18 protein-coding genes and 1 riboswitch are annotated in these 18796 nt (G+C 52.0%); of the genes, 8 read left to right on the top strand and 10 right to left on the bottom strand.

Features of this window, described 5'->3' with window-relative positions:
• Positions 1-62: 62 nt before the first annotated feature.
• Positions 63-674, bottom strand: coding sequence for a TetR/AcrR family transcriptional regulator (locus ACJJID_RS14680; RefSeq protein ID WP_444920113.1), 612 nt, complete (start codon positions 672-674; stop codon positions 63-65).
• Between the two features lie 138 nt (positions 675-812).
• On the opposite strand from ACJJID_RS14680, the gene ACJJID_RS14675 reads away from it, so the two are divergent.
• From ACJJID_RS14675 to ACJJID_RS14665, 3 genes are all read left to right on the top strand, one after another.
• Positions 813-1889, top strand: coding sequence for an MBL fold metallo-hydrolase (locus ACJJID_RS14675; protein ID WP_444920112.1), 1077 nt, complete (start codon positions 813-815; stop codon positions 1887-1889).
• Between the two features lie 211 nt (positions 1890-2100).
• Complete coding sequence (locus tag ACJJID_RS14670) at positions 2101-2895, top strand: SDR family NAD(P)-dependent oxidoreductase (RefSeq protein ID WP_444920111.1); 795 nt, start codon at positions 2101-2103, stop codon at positions 2893-2895.
• A gap of 571 nt (positions 2896-3466) precedes the next feature.
• Complete coding sequence (locus tag ACJJID_RS14665; protein ID WP_444920110.1) at positions 3467-4306, top strand: alpha/beta hydrolase; 840 nt, start codon at positions 3467-3469, stop codon at positions 4304-4306.
• 170 nt (positions 4307-4476) lie between these two features.
• On the opposite strand, the gene ACJJID_RS14660 is transcribed toward ACJJID_RS14665, so the two are convergent.
• The 7 genes from ACJJID_RS14660 to ACJJID_RS14630 all read right to left on the bottom strand — a co-directional run bounded on the left by ACJJID_RS14660 (position 4477) and on the right by ACJJID_RS14630 (position 10572).
• Positions 4477-5319 carry a copper resistance protein B gene (locus tag ACJJID_RS14660; protein ID WP_444920109.1) on the bottom strand — a complete coding sequence of 281 codons (843 nt, stop codon included), beginning with the start codon at positions 5317-5319 and terminating at the stop codon, positions 4477-4479.
• Positions 5320-5675: 356 nt separating this feature from the next.
• Complete coding sequence (locus ACJJID_RS14655) at positions 5676-6470, bottom strand: copper resistance protein B (RefSeq protein WP_444920108.1); 795 nt, start codon at positions 6468-6470, stop codon at positions 5676-5678.
• Complete coding sequence (locus ACJJID_RS14650; RefSeq protein ID WP_444920107.1) at positions 6467-8215, bottom strand: copper resistance system multicopper oxidase; 1749 nt, start codon at positions 8213-8215, stop codon at positions 6467-6469. Before ACJJID_RS14650 ends, ACJJID_RS14655 begins: the two co-directional genes overlap by 4 nt.
• A gap of 9 nt (positions 8216-8224) precedes the next feature.
• Entirely contained in the window at positions 8225-8716 is a 492-nt protein-coding gene (locus ACJJID_RS14645; RefSeq protein WP_444920106.1) for a DUF411 domain-containing protein, read from the bottom strand.
• Positions 8717-8831: 115 nt separating this feature from the next.
• Positions 8832-9170, bottom strand: a complete 339-nt coding sequence (locus ACJJID_RS14640; protein ID WP_444920105.1) for a hypothetical protein — start codon at positions 9168-9170, stop codon at positions 8832-8834.
• A 189-nt stretch (positions 9171-9359) separates the two neighbouring features.
• Positions 9360-10157, bottom strand: a complete 798-nt coding sequence (locus ACJJID_RS14635; protein ID WP_444920104.1) for an MBL fold metallo-hydrolase — start codon at positions 10155-10157, stop codon at positions 9360-9362.
• 13 nt (positions 10158-10170) lie between these two features.
• Positions 10171-10572 (bottom strand): pseudoazurin, encoded by a 402-nt coding sequence (locus ACJJID_RS14630; protein ID WP_253868716.1) that lies wholly within the window; start codon positions 10570-10572, stop codon positions 10171-10173.
• Positions 10573-10878: 306 nt separating this feature from the next.
• Between ACJJID_RS14630 and radA the strand changes: the two genes are divergently transcribed.
• The 4 genes from radA to ACJJID_RS14610 are packed head-to-tail and all read left to right on the top strand — an operon-like array spanning position 10879 to position 14882.
• A complete protein-coding gene (gene radA / locus ACJJID_RS14625) occupies positions 10879-12273 on the top strand; it encodes a DNA repair protein RadA (protein ID WP_152454944.1) in 1395 nt (464 codons plus the stop codon).
• Between the two features lie 5 nt (positions 12274-12278).
• The gene (locus ACJJID_RS14620) at positions 12279-13112 is read left to right on the top strand and encodes an ABC transporter substrate-binding protein (protein WP_444920103.1); all 834 of its coding nucleotides are present in this window, start codon (positions 12279-12281) and stop codon (positions 13110-13112) included.
• Complete coding sequence (locus tag ACJJID_RS14615; RefSeq protein ID WP_444920102.1) at positions 13096-14091, top strand: FecCD family ABC transporter permease; 996 nt, start codon at positions 13096-13098, stop codon at positions 14089-14091. The genes ACJJID_RS14620 and ACJJID_RS14615 overlap by 17 nt, the downstream gene beginning before the upstream one ends.
• Positions 14088-14882, top strand: a complete 795-nt coding sequence (locus ACJJID_RS14610) for an ABC transporter ATP-binding protein (protein ID WP_444920101.1) — start codon at positions 14088-14090, stop codon at positions 14880-14882. The genes ACJJID_RS14615 and ACJJID_RS14610 overlap by 4 nt, the downstream gene beginning before the upstream one ends.
• An 11-nt stretch (positions 14883-14893) precedes the next feature.
• On the opposite strand, the gene ACJJID_RS14605 is transcribed toward ACJJID_RS14610, so the two are convergent.
• Together ACJJID_RS14605 and ACJJID_RS14600 are read right to left on the bottom strand one after the other, a co-directional pair.
• Positions 14894-15991 (bottom strand): YHYH protein, encoded by a 1098-nt coding sequence (locus ACJJID_RS14605; RefSeq protein ID WP_444920100.1) that lies wholly within the window; start codon positions 15989-15991, stop codon positions 14894-14896.
• 42 nt (positions 15992-16033) lie between these two features.
• Complete coding sequence (locus ACJJID_RS14600) at positions 16034-16288, bottom strand: hypothetical protein (protein ID WP_152454939.1); 255 nt, start codon at positions 16286-16288, stop codon at positions 16034-16036.
• A 272-nt stretch (positions 16289-16560) separates the two neighbouring features.
• Positions 16561-16724: riboswitch (cobalamin riboswitch) on the top strand.
• A gap of 126 nt (positions 16725-16850) precedes the next feature.
• Here ACJJID_RS14600 and ACJJID_RS14595 point away from each other — a divergent pair.
• On the top strand, positions 16851-18665 hold the full coding sequence (locus ACJJID_RS14595) for a TonB-dependent receptor plug domain-containing protein (protein ID WP_444920099.1): 1815 nt from the start codon (positions 16851-16853) through the stop codon (positions 18663-18665).
• Positions 18666-18796: the final 131 nt, after the last annotated feature.

The following is an 18796-nucleotide window of genomic DNA, read 5'->3' as shown; positions in this document are numbered from 1 at the left end:
TGTTGAGTCAATAATGTGTTGGTAGTTTCAGGACTATCTACCAACACATAAAGATCTAGATATTAAACCTGATAATGACTTAAAAACATCCCCGCAGTACGCTCCGCCAGTGCGACTTGTTCGGTTGAGCTAGGCGGGCCGGAAAGTTGTAACATCTGTGGCCAAAAACAGCTTCCCTTAATTAAGTTGTGTATCTGCCCGCTGGCGATTTCTGGGTCCAGTGGCTTCAGCCGGCCATCGGCTACGGCAGCTTTAATCCAGCGCTGTACACCGGTTTCATGGGCTTTGTATTTTTCCATTTCCTGACGCAGGGCTTCCGGTTGGTGGAAGAAGTAGTCGAAGGCCATGCGATTTAGTTCAATATACTGCGGGTTGCAGATGGTTTTAATTTCCAGCTCCAATAGCGTGAGAAGCTGCGCATGCAGGTCGCTGTCGGGGTTGTAATCACAGCCGGGAGACTGGGTTGCCTGCTGCCAGAGCTCACCAATCAAAAACATCACCAGCGCTTCTTTACTGGCAAAGTGGTTATATACCGTGCGCTTGGACACTTGGGCTCGGGCTGCCAGTTCATCCATGCTGGTCCCCTGAACGCCGAGTTCCTGAAAGGCCTGTTTAGCGGCATCAATAATAGCCTGGCGCTTTAGTTCGCTTCTAGTCGGCTTCTTTCCACTCATGTGACTCTCGGTATCTCTGTTTGCACCAGTAGATCTGCCTGGCGGGGAATTACACTTTTCGATTAATTTTACACTAGTTGGTTTACTTCTGCCTCTTCCGTAATTAAACTGCACTGTATAGTTTACTTGGTGGCATCTATGAAGAAGCGCTGGTGGTTATTACTAGGAGTGATAGTTATGTCCGTTGGTCTGTTTAATAGCTGTGCTACACAGCCGCAAAAGTTTCAAAACACGGAGATCGACTATAGAGCGGGGCTGGGTAAGATGGTGGACATCATTGCTGCCTATGCTCGTGCTGAGAGGGTGGCACCGGTACCAAGAGCACCTCTTCCCCTACAGTCGATCACAAAGGAAGTACTCACAAGCAATGAGGGACAGCCCACGATCTATCGCCTGGGGCACTCATCCGTTTTGATCCATCTTGATGGAGAGTATGTACTTACTGACCCGGTGTTCAGCGAAAGGGCTTCACCAGTACAGTGGATGGGGCCGAAACGTTTCCACCCGCTACCTTTGTCTCTGCAGGATCTGCCTGCGTTAAAAGCCGTAGTAATCAGTCATGATCACTACGATCACCTGGATAAAACCAGCGTGCGCACTCTGGATAAGAAAGTTGAACGCTTTGTTGTCCCTACAGGGGTAGGCGATTACTTACGGGAGTGGGGAGTCGCTTCAAGCAAGATTATCGAGCTGGCCTGGTGGCAGTCCTTTTCCCTAGGCAGTCTGCAATTGACGGCCACTCCGGCGCAACACTTTTCCGGGCGCGGCCTTATTGATAGGGATAAAACCTTGTGGGCCAGCTGGGTAATTACAGGACGCGAGGCACGAATCTTCTTTAGCGGTGATAGTGGCTATTTCGGTGGCTTTCGGGAAATCGGTGAGCGCTTCGGCCCCTTTGATCTGACCTTGATAGAAACCGGTGCTTACAACGATCTGTGGAGCGAAGTCCATATGTTACCGGAGGAGAGTGTGCAGGCTCATTTAGATCTGCGTGGCCGTGCCATGGTTCCTATCCACAACAGTACTTTTGATCTTGCCCTGCACGACTGGTTTGAACCTCTAGAGCGCGCGTTAGTGGCCGCAGAAGCTCATGGGGCAACAGTTCTTTCTCCTGTTATCGGTGCTCCGGTGAATGTGCGTACGCCCGCCCCGACACAGCCCTGGTGGAGGAAGTTTACTGTAGAGGGACAGGTTGAGCTGGCTACTCAACCATAAAGACGGTCTTGCCAACTCAGTTGAGTATCTTTCGAGAGGGAAATGCAGATGGATAAACAATTTATATTGATAACCGGAGCTTCGTTGGATATGGGCAAGGGCTCTGCCTGAGCACTGGCTATAAAGGATTTTGTCTGCACACCTGCCCGATGTCGGGATCGAATGGGCGACCTAAATAAATAGGATTTGAGTTGTATTGGGATAGTAGTAAATGAAATCAAAGACTGTATTAGTTACGGGAGCTTCTTCGGGAATCGGCGAAGCATTTGCGTATGAATGTGCGAAAAGGGGTGCAAACCTAATTTTGGTTGCTCGATCTGAAGACTCCTTATCGAATATCGCAACAAAAATTAATGAATTATACCCAGTAGATACAAGCTTTATTCCTATGGATTTAAGCGTGGAAGGATCTGCGCAAAAACTCTTTGATAAAACTAAAGAGATAGGTGTTGAAGTTGACATTCTCATTAATAACGCAGGTTTTGGCAAGTGGGGAAGCTTTGAAAGCTTCACCCTTGACACCTATAGGGATATGTTGCAGCTCAATATTAATACCCTTACAGAGCTGTGTTACTTATATCTACCAGAGATGAGGCTCAAGAAAACAGGAGGTATCATTAATGTTGCCTCTGGAGCAGCCCTGATGCCGGTACCTTATGCTGGAGTCTACTCTGCATCCAAAAGTTACGTACTGAATTTTTCGGAAGCTCTCCACAATGAACTACAAGGGACCGGTGTAACAGTAACCTGCCTTTGCCCCGGTGGAACCAAGACAAATTTTGCCGAGGTGGCGAATAATCAAGTCATGGTGGATGAAAGTATCTACGAAACTGCTGAGTATGTCGCTCAAGTAGGGTTGGAAGGATTCTTGTCTCAAAAAAGTTATGTATTGTCAGGTAAGCAAAAGTGGGCACTGGTTTTACTTTCTCGACTATTGAGTCGAGCGCAACTCCTACGTCTATCGGGGAAAGTATTTAAGCGTATTGTAAGTAATGAAAAGACATAAAATTTCGCTATTTTATTAGAGCTGAATTATCCACTTGGACCCTGCTGTTGGCCATATTGATAATCTGGGAGGAATATATTCCTGATGATTCAGGAGAGTCAGAATGCAGGTGTACCGTTGAATGGTATTTTTACGTTTTAGTTAGTAAAGGTTGTCTGAATATCCAGGGTTAAAATGATCGCTCAATATTTTGTTGCGGCTGATAACAGTCACTTTGGAAATTGGATTTAGGCTATTTTTGGATTTAGGCTATTTAAGGATCGAGCCTGTCGCCATATTCAACGCATAAGGTAAAGATTAGAGTGGATCCTAAGTAAATTGTCTTAAAAGGTAGGGTTCTGTCTTTTTTTACAAGTTTGCAGGATTTTGTATTGGTTTGGCTTTACTTAAAGCTATGAAAAGCTACTCTCGTGGGGATTTTTATTTTTAAATAAATACGCTTCTTTGCTTGTTTTTTTGCTTGGCAATTAATTTTCGTGTCTGAGTTGACATTATGGTTAGCGCTGAATTAAAAACTGGGGTGTCGCTGATTGCATTGGTGATAGTGATTTTATTCAGCTAGGGAAGGTTTATGCGAATATTATTGTCAACGATTTTTCTTGTGCTTGTCGCTTCTGTGGGGGCGGCGTCTGCAGGAACTGCTGAGCCAGTCTCTTTTACTCGTGGCGAAATATTGTCTTTTTATTACCAGTCAGACCTCTTGGCGCGTCAGTACCAAATTGATGTGCTATTGCCTAAAGAGTACGATCCCGAGAACGATACCGTTCAATATCCAGTTGTTTATATGGTGGATGGTTATCTCGATTTTCCAATGATGGCTCCAAATTTCTTCAAGCAGAGTGCAACAGGAAAGATTCCGGCTTTTATTTTTGTCGGTATCGATTATGTTAATGATAGTTTGGGGAAGTTTCGGCGTCTCGATTTGACGCCAACTGCTGTGGAGATGGATGGGGAAATTCAGGGGGGTGGTGCGAATCAGTTTCTTGAGTTTATCAACGAAGAGTTAAAGCCCTTTATTAACAATACTTTCCTTGCTGATCAACAGGATCAGACCTTTATGGGGCATTCTTTAGGGGGATTGTTTGCTCTTCATACTTTGTTTACTCAGCCAGATAGCTTCCATCGTTACATCATAGCAAGCCCTAGTGTCTGGTGGGATGATAAAGTGATTCTTGCCAAGGAACGACATTATGCGGAATATAATGCAGATATGAATAAGCATATATTCATGTTTGTCGGTAAGGAAGAGGGGTTTATGGTGAAGGACATGAAACAACTTGTGCGCAGGTTGGAGTTGCGCAATTATCCTAGCCTTAAATTGTCGAAAAAGGTATTTAAGGGGGAGGATCACCTAACGGTTCCAGTGGTGGGTTACAATTTCGGAATTAGGGAAATATTTAAAGAAGATTAACGCTTTAGCTGCTTGGCTGACCTTTTTTGCACCTCTGCGAATTATTCTTGCCATCCTGTTTGATGTTGGGCACATAAAGATTTAAGGTTCATAGGATGAAAATGGTAAATTTTCAGAGGTGCCGCTATTTTAATAGTACCAATGTTAGCTAAGGGGGAATTATCTTTGGTTTATAACCAAGCTCGAAATCCCAGAACCCACACGGTATCGTATACTTTTTCTCCCTCTTCGCGTTCAAAGTCTGCAGTTTTTCCGATATTGCGATATTGATGTATGCCAATATAAGGAGAGAATTTCGGATGAAGTTCATAGCGTAAACGTATGCCAATTTCTATTTCAGATAGACCAGATCCTCCGTCTGCGCTTCTGTCATTTTGCCCAAAGAAATCAAATTCTGCACGGGGCGCTAAACTAAATTTTTCTGAGAGTTTAAATGTATAAACCCCTTCTATACGAAGGGCAGTGCTGCCGCTTCTGCCAAGGAAAAATACCGCGTCCATCTCAAATGAGTAGGGGGTCTCGCCAATAATACCAATTGCAAACCAATTGCGGCTGGTATTCTCCAGGTAAAAATCATGACGAATTCCTGCGAGAATATTCCAATTAGCAGAAACTGAGTGGCTGTAAATGCCCCATAGTTCATTCTCCTCTGTCTCTCCGTTGGAGCGCTCGTAGTCTACTTCTGCGGATAGCTTGCTTTTGTCTGTACCATAGCTGATGTCCCCCTCAATGGTGGCTCCGTTATTACCTTGTAGCTCGAATTGATCAAGGCTGAGCTTGGCGATAGGTTTGTCTTCTATTAGGGTTGCATCATTATTAACTCCAGATGTGGAGTGATACTGAAGGCCATGATGTAAATCCTCCTGGGATTGTCCTTCTATAGCCAGCATCCCGCTAAGTAGGGAAAACGTCATCGCTGAAGCTATCAAAACTTTACGCAGAAGAATTTTACTTGCCTCTCGTCTGGATTCCCGCTTATCCCATATCGGCTTGGTAAAACCTATGATGTTCAATGAATAGAAATCTTTCTGTAGAGATAGTGAGTGTATGGTGAGTAGAATTATAGGGTTTATGTAAGACACCTTTTGCCCTTTTTAGACCCTTTTTCTCTGATGTAATAATTTCACGTTTATGAGAGGCTGCCTCTGAATTACGCCATTTTATCAAGCTTAGAGTCTGTTTCTGTAAGTAATATATTCCAGGATAAATACATTGCCTTTCTAACCTTTCAATTTCGATAAAGTCCCTCTGTTCATAAATTCTATGAAAAAGTATGAATTACAACTGTAAGCCAAGAAAATCCTGGTTTCCTGCTGCATCTACTTGGCGGTTAGTCAGTTATAAACAGAACGTTTTATAGCGTAGGGGGCTAAAACCAGACGCGAAAACCAATCACCCACACGGTGCTATAGACCTTTTCCCCTTCTTCGCGGGCAAAATCTGCGGCATTGCCCACGACTCGTTCATGATGAACGCCAATATAGGGGGAGAATTTTGGGTGAGTTTCATAGAGTAGCCGCAAGCCTGTTTCTATTTGAGACAAACCACTGCCACTGCCAGCGATTTCATCATTTTGGCCAAAGAAATTTAGCTCCAGCCGCGGAACAAGGCTCACTTTTTCTGCGAGCTTTGCATCATATTCCCCTTCCAGGCGAAAAGCTGTACTGCCGTTCCTTGCCAGGAATAGCACTGTATCCATTTCTAATGAATAAGGGGTTTCTCCAGCCAGCCCAATCGCCAGCCAATTGCGGCTGGTCGTTTCCCGCTGCAGGTCGTGTCGGTAGCCGGCGAGGAAATTCCAATCTTTGGAAATGGATCGGCTGTAGACCAGCCATCGCTCATTTTTCTCTGTTTCTCCGCCTCCCCGCTCAAAGTCCACTTCCAGCACTACTTTATTGACGTCATCTCCATAACTGAAATCACCTTCGATTGCCGCGCCGTTCATGCCGCGTCGTTCGAATTGGTCAAGGCTGAGTTTGGCTACTGGCTTGTCCCCTTCCCCGACCATACCATGGTCCTCTCGAACGACTGAGCCTACTGAGCGGGATTGGAAACTGTGATGCTGGTCTTGCTGATTTTGCGCTTTAGCTGCTTGAACACCCAGTTGCAAGCACAGGGTAACAACGATTATCACTGTCGTTTTGGTATGGGCAGTGCGCTTCATACCACGCGCACCTCTCGGAAAATACCGTATGTGCGATAAAGCATTTGGCAGTGTAATGCCCAGCGCCCCCGGGTATCGGCATTTACTAAGTAACTGACCTTGGCACCGGGCTGCACCATCACCGTGTGCTTGCGTGGCAGATACTCCCCGTCACCAGTTTCCAGCTCACTCCATAAACCGTGCAGGTGCATGGGCTGGGTGAGTAGGGTGTCGTTCACGAGAGTGATACGCAGACGCTCTCCATAAGCCAATAATATTGGTGTGGCGTTTTCATATTTAACACCGTCAATGGACCATAGGTAACGAGCTGGATTACCGGTGAGATGTAGTTGTAGTTCTCGCTGCGGTTGGCGCCGATCTAATGATGGTGTGAGGCTGCGAAGATCCCTGTAGGTTAGGATGCGGCGGTTGTGGCGTTGCTGATGTTCACGCAGTCCAACACCGGGGTCATCCACTCCATTTTGGGGCGCGTGCGCGCGTAGGGCTACGCCATGGCCTTTTTCTGTTGGCTGGTGGACGATGGGGCTATTGCTTCCCAGGCCGGCGGGTGCCAGTTTGGCATTTTGTTCTTCTGCAGTGGGCTGTCTATCAGCAGCTCTAGCACCACTGGCACGGGTGAATCCCATATCGCGTTTATCGAGTATTGGGATTGGGTCCATGGGGGGAACTTCGGCAGAGAGATTCTGAGCGGGCGTTAAGGTACCGCGAGCGTAACCGCCGCGATCGATCGCCTGGGCAAAAAGGGTGTAGGCTCTGTCCCCACTGGGCCTAACCACCACATCGTAGGTTTCCCCAGTACCTAGGCGGAATTCATCCACTCTCACCGGCTGAATATTCTGGCCGTCAGCACTCACCACGGTCATATCCAGATCGGGAATGCGTAGGTCGAAGATTGTCATGGCAGAGGCGTTGATAAAACGCAGCCGTACTATCTCACCGGGTGCAAATAGGGCAGTCCAATTGGCTTCTGGAGTTTGTCCATTGATCAGGTAGCTGTAGGTGTAGCCTGTGACATCAGACACATCTCGATCAGACATGCCTGCGAAGTTCCATGGGTGTCGTTCACGCCAGGTTTTCTCTATGCCTTTCGCGCGCACATCACGCCAGAGATCTGTGGTGGTGCGATGGCGGCGCCGGTTGTAATAGTGGCCATCTTTCTTCAGGTTTGAATAAATCCGCTGGGGAGATTCATCGCTCCAATCGGAGAGCAACACTACATAGTCCCGGTCATAGGTCACCGGGTCCCCCCCAGCTGGATCGATGACGATAGCTCCGTAGAGTCCCTGCTGCCTCTGGAAGCCGGAGTGACTGTGATACCAGTAAGTTCCGCTTTGTTTGACTTTAAAGCGGTATCGAAAATTTTCCCCAGGCCTAATACCGGAGAAATTGAGCCCTGGTACACCATTCATCGGGTTGGGCACCCTGATGCCATGCCAGTGGATCGAAGTGTTTTTATCTAACTGATTGAGGACGTTGAGAGTGACTGTTTGCCCCTCGCGCCAGTGCAGGATTGGGCCGGGAATAGAATCGTTAACTGAAATTGCGTTGCGGGTTTGCCCGGTCAGGTTAACTGCCCTTTGATCTACCTGCAGGGAGAAATTCTCGCCAGTTAAAGTCGTGGGAGGGGGTACTCGCGCCCTGGCGGGGTTAGGGAAGCCGGGCAGGCCCAGCAGGGCCATGCCGGCGCCGATTCCGGTTACAAAGGTGCGGCGCGAAACCGAGCCGCACCGCGGAGGTTTTGTCATCGACAGTCCTCAGAACTGTTCTCCGGCTGCGTTGATTTCTGCATAAACCACACTGCTGCCGTCCTTGTTTAACTGCATTACCTGGTAGGGGGTAAAGCGATCGCCCATCTCCATGCCAGGGCTTCCGAGAGGCATACCGGGTACGGCTAACCCCAAAGCGCCTTTGGGTGGATTCTGCAAAAATTGCTGAATCAGCTTGGCTGGCACATGCCCTTCGAAAACATAGCCTTCCCTGGACACACTGGTGTGGCAAGACTGGTAGCGGGGTTCGATTCCGTGCTGTTTTTTGACGCCGTTGAGGTCATCGACATCCTTTGCCACTACTTCGAAGCCGCTGCTGCGAGCGTGGTCCACCCAAACTTTGCAGCAACCACAGGTAGCGGATTTATAGGTAGTCAGGTGCTGCGCCTGAGATTCTTTGGGCTCGATGGGTTCGGCGCAGGCACTGAGGGCTAATGTGGTAATAAGCGCGGCAATCGCGATTAAAAAAGATCGGTACATGGAATTACTCCTGTCATTCATATCAACTGGTCCACCACATCGCCAGCGCAGCATCGGTGCAGCTAGTGGTGGGCAAAAAAGATTTATTGGCGAAATTTACTGCTGGAGCCGAGGCTCAGGTGGCAATAGGAGGCCGCAGGGCGCTTTCCGGATCGGGGGAAGGTTTAAATATTGAGCAAGCAGTTGCCAGGGAAATTGGCCGCGAAAAATTCGGGATATTGGCGGAGATTAGGGCGAGGCTATTGCTCAATCCCGGGCAGCAAACGCATTCGATACCACAGTCGCCGCGGTGTTCACTGTGGCAATCATCGGCTTGATCCGCTTCACAGTGACCTTGTTCGCTGCTCTGCAGGCTCAGCATATCTGCAGGTTCCGCACAGGGCACGGCCGATGCCAGGCCGGCAAAGGCCAGCAGCAGTATCAGCAATAAGGTGCGAAGGTAGGCGGTGTACATAAAGTAGGCCTGGAGCAGTGTGTCGGTCAGTGTATGTGTGGGCAGCAGGGGGCGCAAGCACCGCGAGAGGTTGGAGGAGGGTGATGGAGAGCGTCCCGCTCTCCGTTGGTTTTACGCCGGTATTGATTCGGAGCTTACAGGGTTATCGTTTCTGAAAACTGCCCTTTAGACAGGCCTTTAGGGTTCCCTCTAGGGTTTCCTCAGCGGCAAGTGATAGTCCTGATGTCGCAGCAGATCGGGTCCACACTCCAAGCGCTCCAACCAGCTCAGGAAGCCTTCCTTAACTTCCTCAGAGGCAAAATAACCGCCGTGCTGGGGCACAATCATGGCCGGGTTCAGTTCTCGCACCATTTTCACCCACAGGCGACAGGCCCAGTTGCCCCCCATATAGCGCTGGTGGAAACCTTCCATGGATGGAATATGGGAACCGAAGTCGTTGACTTCGCCCTCTTCACCACCGAGAGAAGCGCCCACGTCACCGGAAAACAGAATACGGCTAACCGGGTCGTAGAAACTGAAATTGCCGCAGGAGTGCATAAAGTGTGCGGGCAGGGCCCAGATTTCGCTGTCGGCAAAAGGCAGCACCGCGCCCTTGTCACTGATGGGAATAATACGGTCCTGCCAACGTTCACTACCGGCGCGTGAGGCGACAAAGCCGGAGACCAGGTGGGGTAGGAAGCGCGACCACAGTTTGGATACCGCCACCTTGCAGCGCGAATGCAGCATCCAGCGCGGCAGTGAGGCGATGATATCCGGGTCCTGGTGCGAGGCCAGGATATATTCCAGATCGTTCAGGTTCAGGTGGCGGCTGAGTTCGATGGTTAGGGGGGTGTAGGTGAGATCACCGCCAGGATCAATCAGCGCACCCTGGGTGCCGCGGCGAATCACAAACTGGTTGGCCTGCACTCCATCGCTGCCATTCTGTTCTTTAACCAGATCGCAGAAACGCGCAACCAGGTGAGGGCCTTGCTCAAATAAAATGTCCACGCCGCGGCCCCTCTTATTTAATTAGGTCAAGGTACTGGCTGAGGCGCTCCTTGTTGACGGCGATACGTTCACTCATTCCTTGAGCGTGTTTCTTGGCATCTTCCAGATTGCCGGCCTGGCCTACCTGAATTACACCGACCATGCCCAAGGGCAGGTGCGGATCGCACTGGTACAGGTAAACGCCTTCCTTATTCAAGGTCACGCTGACTTTCTCGCCCATGCTGCCATTCCAGCTGTCGCCATCGGCCGGGGAGAGTACTGAGCGGCTGTTGTGAGCCATATCGGTGGGCAGGAAGGTGACAGTATCGCCCACTGCAACGTTCAGGAACGCGGGTTCAAAAGTCATCATGCCGTCCTTGCCCTGGTTCAGCATCTTAACTTCGTGATCTGCAGCCAGGGCGGACGTCGAGGCCATGACGAGTGCGAGAAGCGCACCGCGAAGAGAAATAGACGACATATTTACTTCCTGTTTTGAGTAGTCAGTGATGTTGTAGTGACTCTGCCTCTAGGAGGAGGCGAGACGCGCCGGATAGTAGCCCGGTGAAAATACGGAGAATTGATCTAGATCAATCGCGCAGACCCCGGAGAAAGTGGGAAAAAGTGCCAATACACCACTTGGGTAAAGGAGAGTCATATCTGTCTGTTAAGCGCTGCCCGCTGAAGGGAGATAAGGGGTAAACTGTGCGCCAATTTGACTGGGTGACGCTTTGGGGGAATAACCTTGGCTGCTAAACGCAAAACTGCCTATGTATGCAATGAATGTGGCGCTGACTACACCAAGTGGGCGGGGCAGTGCAGTGCTTGCGGTGCCTGGAACAGTCTCTCTGAAGTGCGTTTGGGGCCGGAGCACAAAGACAGCCGCGCGGCCAATTTCACCGATGCCCAGAGTGGCTATGCCGGTGCCGCCGGTGCTGGCAAGGTGCAGAAGCTCTCGGAAATCGACCTGAGCGAGCTGCCACGTATTCCCACTTCCGCCTCGGAACTCGACCGGGTGCTGGGGGGCGGCCTGGTGCCGGGCTCGGTGGTGTTGATCGGGGGCCACCCGGGGGCGGGTAAATCCACGGTATTGCTACAGACTCTGTGCCACCTGGCTACTACCATGCCCGCGCTGTATATCACCGGTGAGGAATCCCTGCAGCAGGTGGCTATGCGTGCCAAACGCCTGGGCCTGCCCACCGATTCCCTGCAGCTCCTCAGTGAAACCGATGTGGAGCGCATCTGCCTGGCGGCTAAAGAGGTGAATCCACGCGTGATGGTGGTGGACTCCATCCAGGTGATGCATATGAGCGATGTGCAGTCCGCTCCGGGCTCCGTGGCCCAGGTGCGAGAGAGTGCTGCTTACCTGACCCGCTTTGCCAAGCAGACTGGTACTGCGCTGATTTTGGTGGGCCATGTCACCAAAGACGGCAGTTTGGCCGGCCCCAAGGTGTTGGAACATATTATTGACTGCTCCATTCTGCTCGAAGGTACTCACGACTCCCGCTTCCGCACCCTGCGCGCCCATAAAAACCGCTTTGGAGCGGTCAATGAACTGGGGGTGTTTGCCATGACCGAGCAGGGCCTGAAAGAAGTTTCCAATCCCTCCGCTATTTTCCTGCAGCGCGCTGAAGAGATCGCCGCGGGATCGGTGGTGACTTCCGTGTGGGAGGGTACCCGGCCGCTGCTGGTCGAACTGCAGGCTCTAGTGGATGACAGCAGCCTCGGTAATCCGCGCCGGGTGGCGGTGGGCCTCGACCAGAACCGCCTGAATATGCTGCTGGCGGTGCTGCACCGCCATGGCGGCGTCTTGGTCGGCGATCAGGATGTGTTTATCAATGTGGTGGGCGGCGTCAAGGTAATGGAAACCAGCGCTGACCTGACCCTTTTACTGGCGGTTGTTTCCAGCTTCCGCAATCGGGTGTTGCCGCGGGATCTGGTGGTATTCGGTGAGGTGGGACTTTCCGGTGAGATCCGCCCCGTGCCCTCGGGCCAGGAGCGCCTGCGCGAAGCGGCCAAGCACGGTTTCCGCAAGGCGATAGTGCCCGCCGCCAACCGCCTGAAAAACGATATTGAGGGTATGGAAATGCACTCAGTGAAAACCCTGGCGGAAGCCCTCGCCGTGATTGACATGAGCTGAGCCGGATGAGTGGCCGCACACCCAGGCGCAATCTTATCTGCTGGCAACTATTACTCGGTGCAGTGTTCATGCTGGCCGCCAAAGCCCAGGCCTATGAACGAATCGCTTCGTTGAACCTGTGCCTGGACCAAGTGCTGCTGAACTGGGCGGAACCTGCGAATATTGCCTCTCTGACTTGGCTCTCCGCCGCCGAGCAGTATCGCTCGCTGCCGATACCCGAACACGTACAACTCAACCGCGCCCGCGCCGAGGAGCTGCTGCCATTAAAGCCGGACCTGGTGCTCGCCGGGCAGTACGGTGCCCAGCGTGCGGCCGAGCGGCTGCAGGCACTGGGTGTGAATGTGGTAACCATTCCCGATGCCTACAGCCTGGAGCAGTTGCAACAACAACTCGATGCTTTTGAAGCCGTACTAGGTCCGCTACCCCCGCTGCAAAAACAGAAGCGTGCGCTGACGCAGCTGCTCGATCAGCCCACTGCCAAACAGCGCGCCAGCGCGGTGATTCTCTCTGCCAATAACATTACCTATGGCAGCGGTATGTTGGAGCATCAGTTGTTGCAGCGCGCCGGTTTTGACAATCTCGCCAGTTCTCAGGGCCTGGCTCGTATCAGTCTGGAAGAAGTAATCGCCCTGCAACCGGATTTGCTGGTGTTCTATGGCAGTGAAGAGCATTTTGCCCTGGCTTACCTGGCCGCTCGCCACCCAGTACTACAGCGCTATATCGATAGCGGTCGCACCTACACATTGCCTAAACAACTGAGCCTGTGCCCGGTATTGGCAGTAGTGGATACGCTGCAGCAGCTGATGGAAAAGAGGGAAGCCCTTGTTCAAGCACAATAAAAACGCGGTTTTTCTATTGCTGGCGGCCCTGCCGCTGGCCCTGCTCGGGGCACTGGGCAGCGGCCCGGTTTCGGTGGATCTTTCCAGTGCGCTGGCTGAGGGTTGGAGTGGTCAGAGCAGCGATGCGGTGATCCTGTGGCAATTGCGGCTGCCCCGCGCCCTGTTGGCAATACTGGTGGGCGCTGCCTTGGGGATGGGGGGCGCGGCCATGCAGGGGATGTTGCGTAACCCTCTGGCCGAGCCGGCGCTGCTCGGTGTTTCCAGCGGTGCGGCCTTGGCGGCGGTACTGTTTCTCTATTATGGCGCCGCCTGGAAATCCGGTTGGCTGCTGCAGGCTCTGGCTATCGGCGGTGCCTTTAGCGCGGCGGCGGCGGTGTGGCTGTTGGCGGGGCGGGGCGCCAGTGCCGGACGGCTGGTGTTGGCGGGGGTGGCCATTAACGCTTTCCTGTCGGCACTGATTGCATTGGCGCTTAACTATGCGCCGAGTATGTTCGCCATGCAGGAAGTGGTGTTCTGGTTGATGGGCTCGCTGGCCAATCGCGGCTGGGATCAGCTGTTTTTGGCATTGCCCTTTTTGGCCGTGGGGGTGCTGTGCCTGTTTTTCACGCGCAATTATTTGCGCGCGCTGGCCTTGGGTGAAGACAGTGCGGCTTCCCTGGGTTTCCAGAGTCGCGCCTATCCCTTTCTTATTTTGCTGGGCATCGCCAGTGCCGTGGGTGGTGCCGTGGCAGTAGCTGGCACCATCGGTTTTGTCGGATTGGTGGTACCGCACCTGGTACGCCCTCTGGTGCGCCAGGACCCCGCCCGCTTACTTTGGATCAGTGCTTTAGCTGGGGCGTTGCTGTTGCTGCTGGCAGATATCCTGGTGATTAATTTTGTCGGCGCTCAGGAGCTGCGCATTGGTGCGGTCACCGCCTTTATCGGTGCACCTTTTTTCTTTTGGCTAATTCTGACGGCGCGTAGGGGGCAGTGGTTGTGAGTATTGCGGCTGAGCAAACGATCGAGGCCGCTTGCATTGAGCTGGGGCTAGAGCGTGGGCGCAAGAGTGTCCTGCGTGGAATCCATTGTGCATTTAAGCCCTTTGAGCTAACCGCTGTGGTGGGGCCCAATGGGGCCGGTAAGAGCAGTCTGTTGCAGTGTCTGTCAGGAGTTCAAAATCCCAGTAGCGGGCGCGTAGAGTTAAATGGTCTGGCCTCTGGGCAGATGAAGGCGGCCCAGCGCGCGCAGCTGGGGGCTTTCCTGCCGCAGTCGGAAACTCCGGCCTGGTCTCTCAGTGCGGCGGATATGGTGGCGCTGGGATTACTACCTTGGGGGCGTCTGCCGGATCGCGAGCAGAGAATTCAACAGGCGTTGTTATTGGTGGATGCGCAGGAATTTGCCCAGCGCCCGGTCACTCAATTATCCGGTGGCGAGCTGCGCCGTGTGCAATTGGCCCGCTTGTTAGTGGGGCGGGCGCCGTTGCTGATTGCCGATGAGCCCACCGCGGCGCTGGATATTCGTCATCAGCTTCAGCTGATGCAGAACTTCCGCAGTCTGGCCGACAGTGGCAAAACCGTGGTGTTGGCACTGCATGATCTCAGCCTGGCGGCACGATTTTGTGATCGGATTCTCTTGATGCTGGATGGTGAAATGCTGGCACAGGGAATACCGCAGGAGGTGCTGACCCCGGCGCTGATTGGCGAAGCTTACGGAGTGAGTTGCGAATTCCGCTGGCGCGATGGTATCGCCGATTTTGTGCCGCTGGATTTGTTGCGGAAATCCAGCGGCTAGAGTTATTCATCTCAACCAAATCGCCGGCGCGGGGGCTGCGGCCGCCCCATTGCGGGTCCGCGGCGGAAGTCTTCGGACGGTGTGCCTTTGTAGCAGCGCGGAATTATTGGCCACTCTTCGGTGAGGAAATAGGCATAGGTGCCCTGGGGGAATTCCGGGGTGCGCACAAAGCGGCCATTGCACTCATCGAGGGAGCCCGCCCCTTCAACATACTCGTAGTCCGCCACAAAGGTGCCGTCGTAATAGCCGCCAGGTTGCTTACTGCCTTTTGGTCGAGGTCCAGATTTTACCCGATAGCTGGAATGCATTTTTACGATACTAGATTCCCCACTCATGCCATCTTCATAGCCATACAATGCGTAAATGGGAAAACCATCTGCGGCCCAACCAATCAATGGTGAATGCTGCTGTGGCGTTACATGCAATCGTGTTAGCAGTCCAGTGGGCAGGCCGTGGTAGTGGTAGGCGCCGTTCGGTTGAACATGGGCATAATTGTCGTCCACACCCAGAGGCACGGCACCGGAGAGTGCCTCGTAGCGCCAGATACCGCGGTTGCCCAAATACCATTCCGCCGCGCTGGGATCAAAAGGCACGCCGTTAATGCCAATGCCAAAATTTTGCAGAGTTACCGGCGTGGATTTTTTTGCCACTTTGGGGTTTGCAGGCACTCGGTATTTGTAACGCTGGATCTCTATTTCGTGGGGATTACCGGAGTTGGGGAAGGCGCCGGTTTTGTGTATGGAAATACCGTTGGCCTCAATCACCCGCCAAGGGCCCTCAATAGTGACTTTAATACGGCTCGAGGTGATCGGGTCACGGTCAGCGGGGACTTTATATTGCAGTCCTTCCGACTGTACCACCCGGTGCTTGCGCGACGGTGGTCTGCCATTAGCACGATCCTGAATAGGGGCCCTGGCAATATCTAATTGGTCTGGCATACAGACCAGGCTCTGCGGTTCAGATAAGTTGAAGCACTGTCCTGCGCTGTGATTGATGGTGCAACTGCTGCCTGTGGAGAGGCCCTGGCAGGCCTCAACGGCAGTTTGTGGCAGATGGCCCAGGGCCGCAGGGGCAACACAGGCGAGGCTGAATAAAAACCACTTCTTCATACGACATTTCCAAACTGCGCGGCCCCCGGGAGGCCGCAAAATTTACTGCGAATCCTTTTCTTTATCTTTGCGAGGTCCACGGCCTTCCATTTTTGTCGGCACACACAGTATTTGTTCTTCCTGAGGGGGTTTACGGCAAGTTCCCTCTAAAGTACCGCGCGGGGTTTCCACAGTGCAGGCATCACCCTCAGACTTGCCGTTACAGGCATCAAAAGCCTCCTGAGGGGGTTTGCGCGGTTGTGCCGTAGCGGTAGAAATCAAGGCCAATAGGGCGATAGGTAAAATGACTTTATGCATGGTGTGCTCCTTGGGGGCGGATGGGGTTTGCCTGTACCCAAATGTGCAGATTGTGGTGACACCGGTGGCCGGTAGCCCCTTCTCAGGGATATTTTTTAACCAGCACTTGCAAGCCAACATAGTTCAGGAATGCGTAAACAATGTGGATTTTTGGTAAAGAAGTGTGCAAGCGAGCAAGAGGCTGAGAGGCGTTTGAAAAACAGATTTTTATTGAAAATTACCCCGTGGATTTAACGTCTCACTTTCGCTGGGGAAGCGTCAGCCACGCTGTTATACTTGCCGCCGCTTTGGGTGCCCAGCAGTGCAATGTCACTTGGCTGGGGTAAACGGGAAGTCCGGTGATGTGTACACAGAGTCCGGCGCTGCCCCCGCAACGGTAAATCATTTTTCTTTGCAAAATGACAAGCCCGATACCGGCCCTCGGCGTTAAACCGGAGTTTTTATATCCGGCCTCGAGGATAAAGCGGAGGGCTTTGTCTGGTCAGTGTGCCCGCCTGGGTTGCGCACCGATTGTACTCACCCTCCCTCAATCCGTTTTTCTGTTCGAGATTGGGGAACCACAATGAAAAAAACTTTATTAGCCGTCGCCGTTTTTAGCGCGGCGCAACCGCTGTTGTCTTTGGCTGAGAACCTTGAAGAAATCACGGTGACCGCCAGTCGTCTGGATCTGCCCAAAAGCCAGCTGGGCGTCTCTGTTTCAATTCTTAATGCTGCCGATATCGAGCGCTTGGGTTATACCAGCTTGCTGGATGTGATGCGCACACTGCCGGGTGTGGCTGTCAGCAACAGCGGCGGTGCTGGCAAGGTCAGTTCCTTATTTATCCGCGGTGAAAGTAACTTCCGCACCCTGGTGTTACTGGATGGGGTGAATATTGCCGACCCGACGGGTTTGCAGGTAAGTACCCAATTACAGCACTTGCAAGCCAGCGATATTGAGCGTATCGAAGTCCTGCGTGGTCCCCAGGGCATGCTTTACGGTGCTGGCGCCGGTGGCGTGATTAATATTATCAGCAAGAGGTCCACTGAGAGCGTTAACGCCAGCGCCTCTGTAGAGGCGGGCCGTTACGGAAGCCAGAGCGCCAGTGCGAATCTGGGGGGAAGCATTGAGTCCTGGTACTATGACTTGAATGTTTCCGACTATTCCACCGATGGTTTTAATGCGACCGAAAATGATACTTCTGGTGAGGAAGATGGTTACGATAATCTTACCGCCAGTGCACGCCTCGGTTACCAAGTAAATGAGAACCTATCTCTCGAGGGCCAGTACCGCAAGGTGGATACTGAGACCGAGTATGACAACTGTTTTTCGGGTTTTCCTAATGATTGCCTGAGTCGTTTCGACCAGGAATTTTACATCTTTAGTAGTAATTACCAGTTTGCTAACTGGAATCATAGAGTAAGCCTTTCTCAGCAGGAGATTGATCGCGAAGAGGGGCTCAGCCCTGAGGCCTTTCCCTTTATAACTAGCGGTGAAATTCGTGAGGCAAATTATATCGGCAGCCATACTTTGAGCAGCGGAAAACTGCTGTGGGGCGGAGAGTATGAACAACAGAAATATGCTACACAGTTTGCTGGAGTCACTTCAGGTGATGAGGTGCTGGAAAGCACAGGCTTATTTACTGAATGGCACAGTGACTTTGCTGAAAAAGTATTTTATACCTTGGGGTATCGCCGGGATAGTTTGGAGGTTGAGAATCATAATAGCTGGCGTGTCTCTGCAGCCCTACCGGTTTCTCTAGGTGAAGATCATCAGCTTAAATATCGCGCGAATTTTGGAACCGGTTACCGTGCTCCGAGTCCGTACGAACATACTACGAACGCTTCTTTGGGAGCTGAAACCAGTCGTGGTTATGAGTTGGGCCTGGAATACCAGTGGGCACAATTATTACAGGCTGAACTGACCTACTTCGACCAGGAGATCAACGATGCTATTTTTTATAATTACATAACCTGGTCTTATGAACAGGATGACGGTGAGAGTCAATCTGAGGGGGTGGAGCTGTCCTTGGGCGGCAACCTTAATGGCAGCCTGGATTGGTCTATAACTGGCACTTGGCTGAACTCCGAGGACTTCACGGGCGCTCAGCGTGGCGGAGTTCCTCAGAGGGTATTTAACTTCGGCCTAAGCCAACAATGGCTGGGAGATAAGTTGACTCTGAGTGGTAACTGGCAGCGGGTTGAGGATCGTATTGATGGTTATACCAGGATTGCCTTGGAAAACTACAGCAAGGTTGATCTTAATGCTGTCTATCGGGTCTCCCCCAATATGCGGATTAATCTACGCGGTGAAAATGTGCTGGACCGGAACTATCGCGAAGTTGTGGGTTATTACACTGCAGGCGCGGCAGTTTATGCGGGTATAGAATTTAGCCTGTAAAAACCTTTCGAGAGATGGCCCTTTGGGCTATCTCTCTGTTCACTCTCTTTTGACAATTCAACGACTCAATTCCGGTGTTTCTCTTCCCGGCGGCTACTATTGCAGCGTCTGGTTTTTTCCGGGAGCTATTT

This window comes from Microbulbifer sp. CnH-101-G (assembly GCF_052466775.1).
This window is presented reverse-complemented; position numbering and strand designations above follow the sequence as displayed.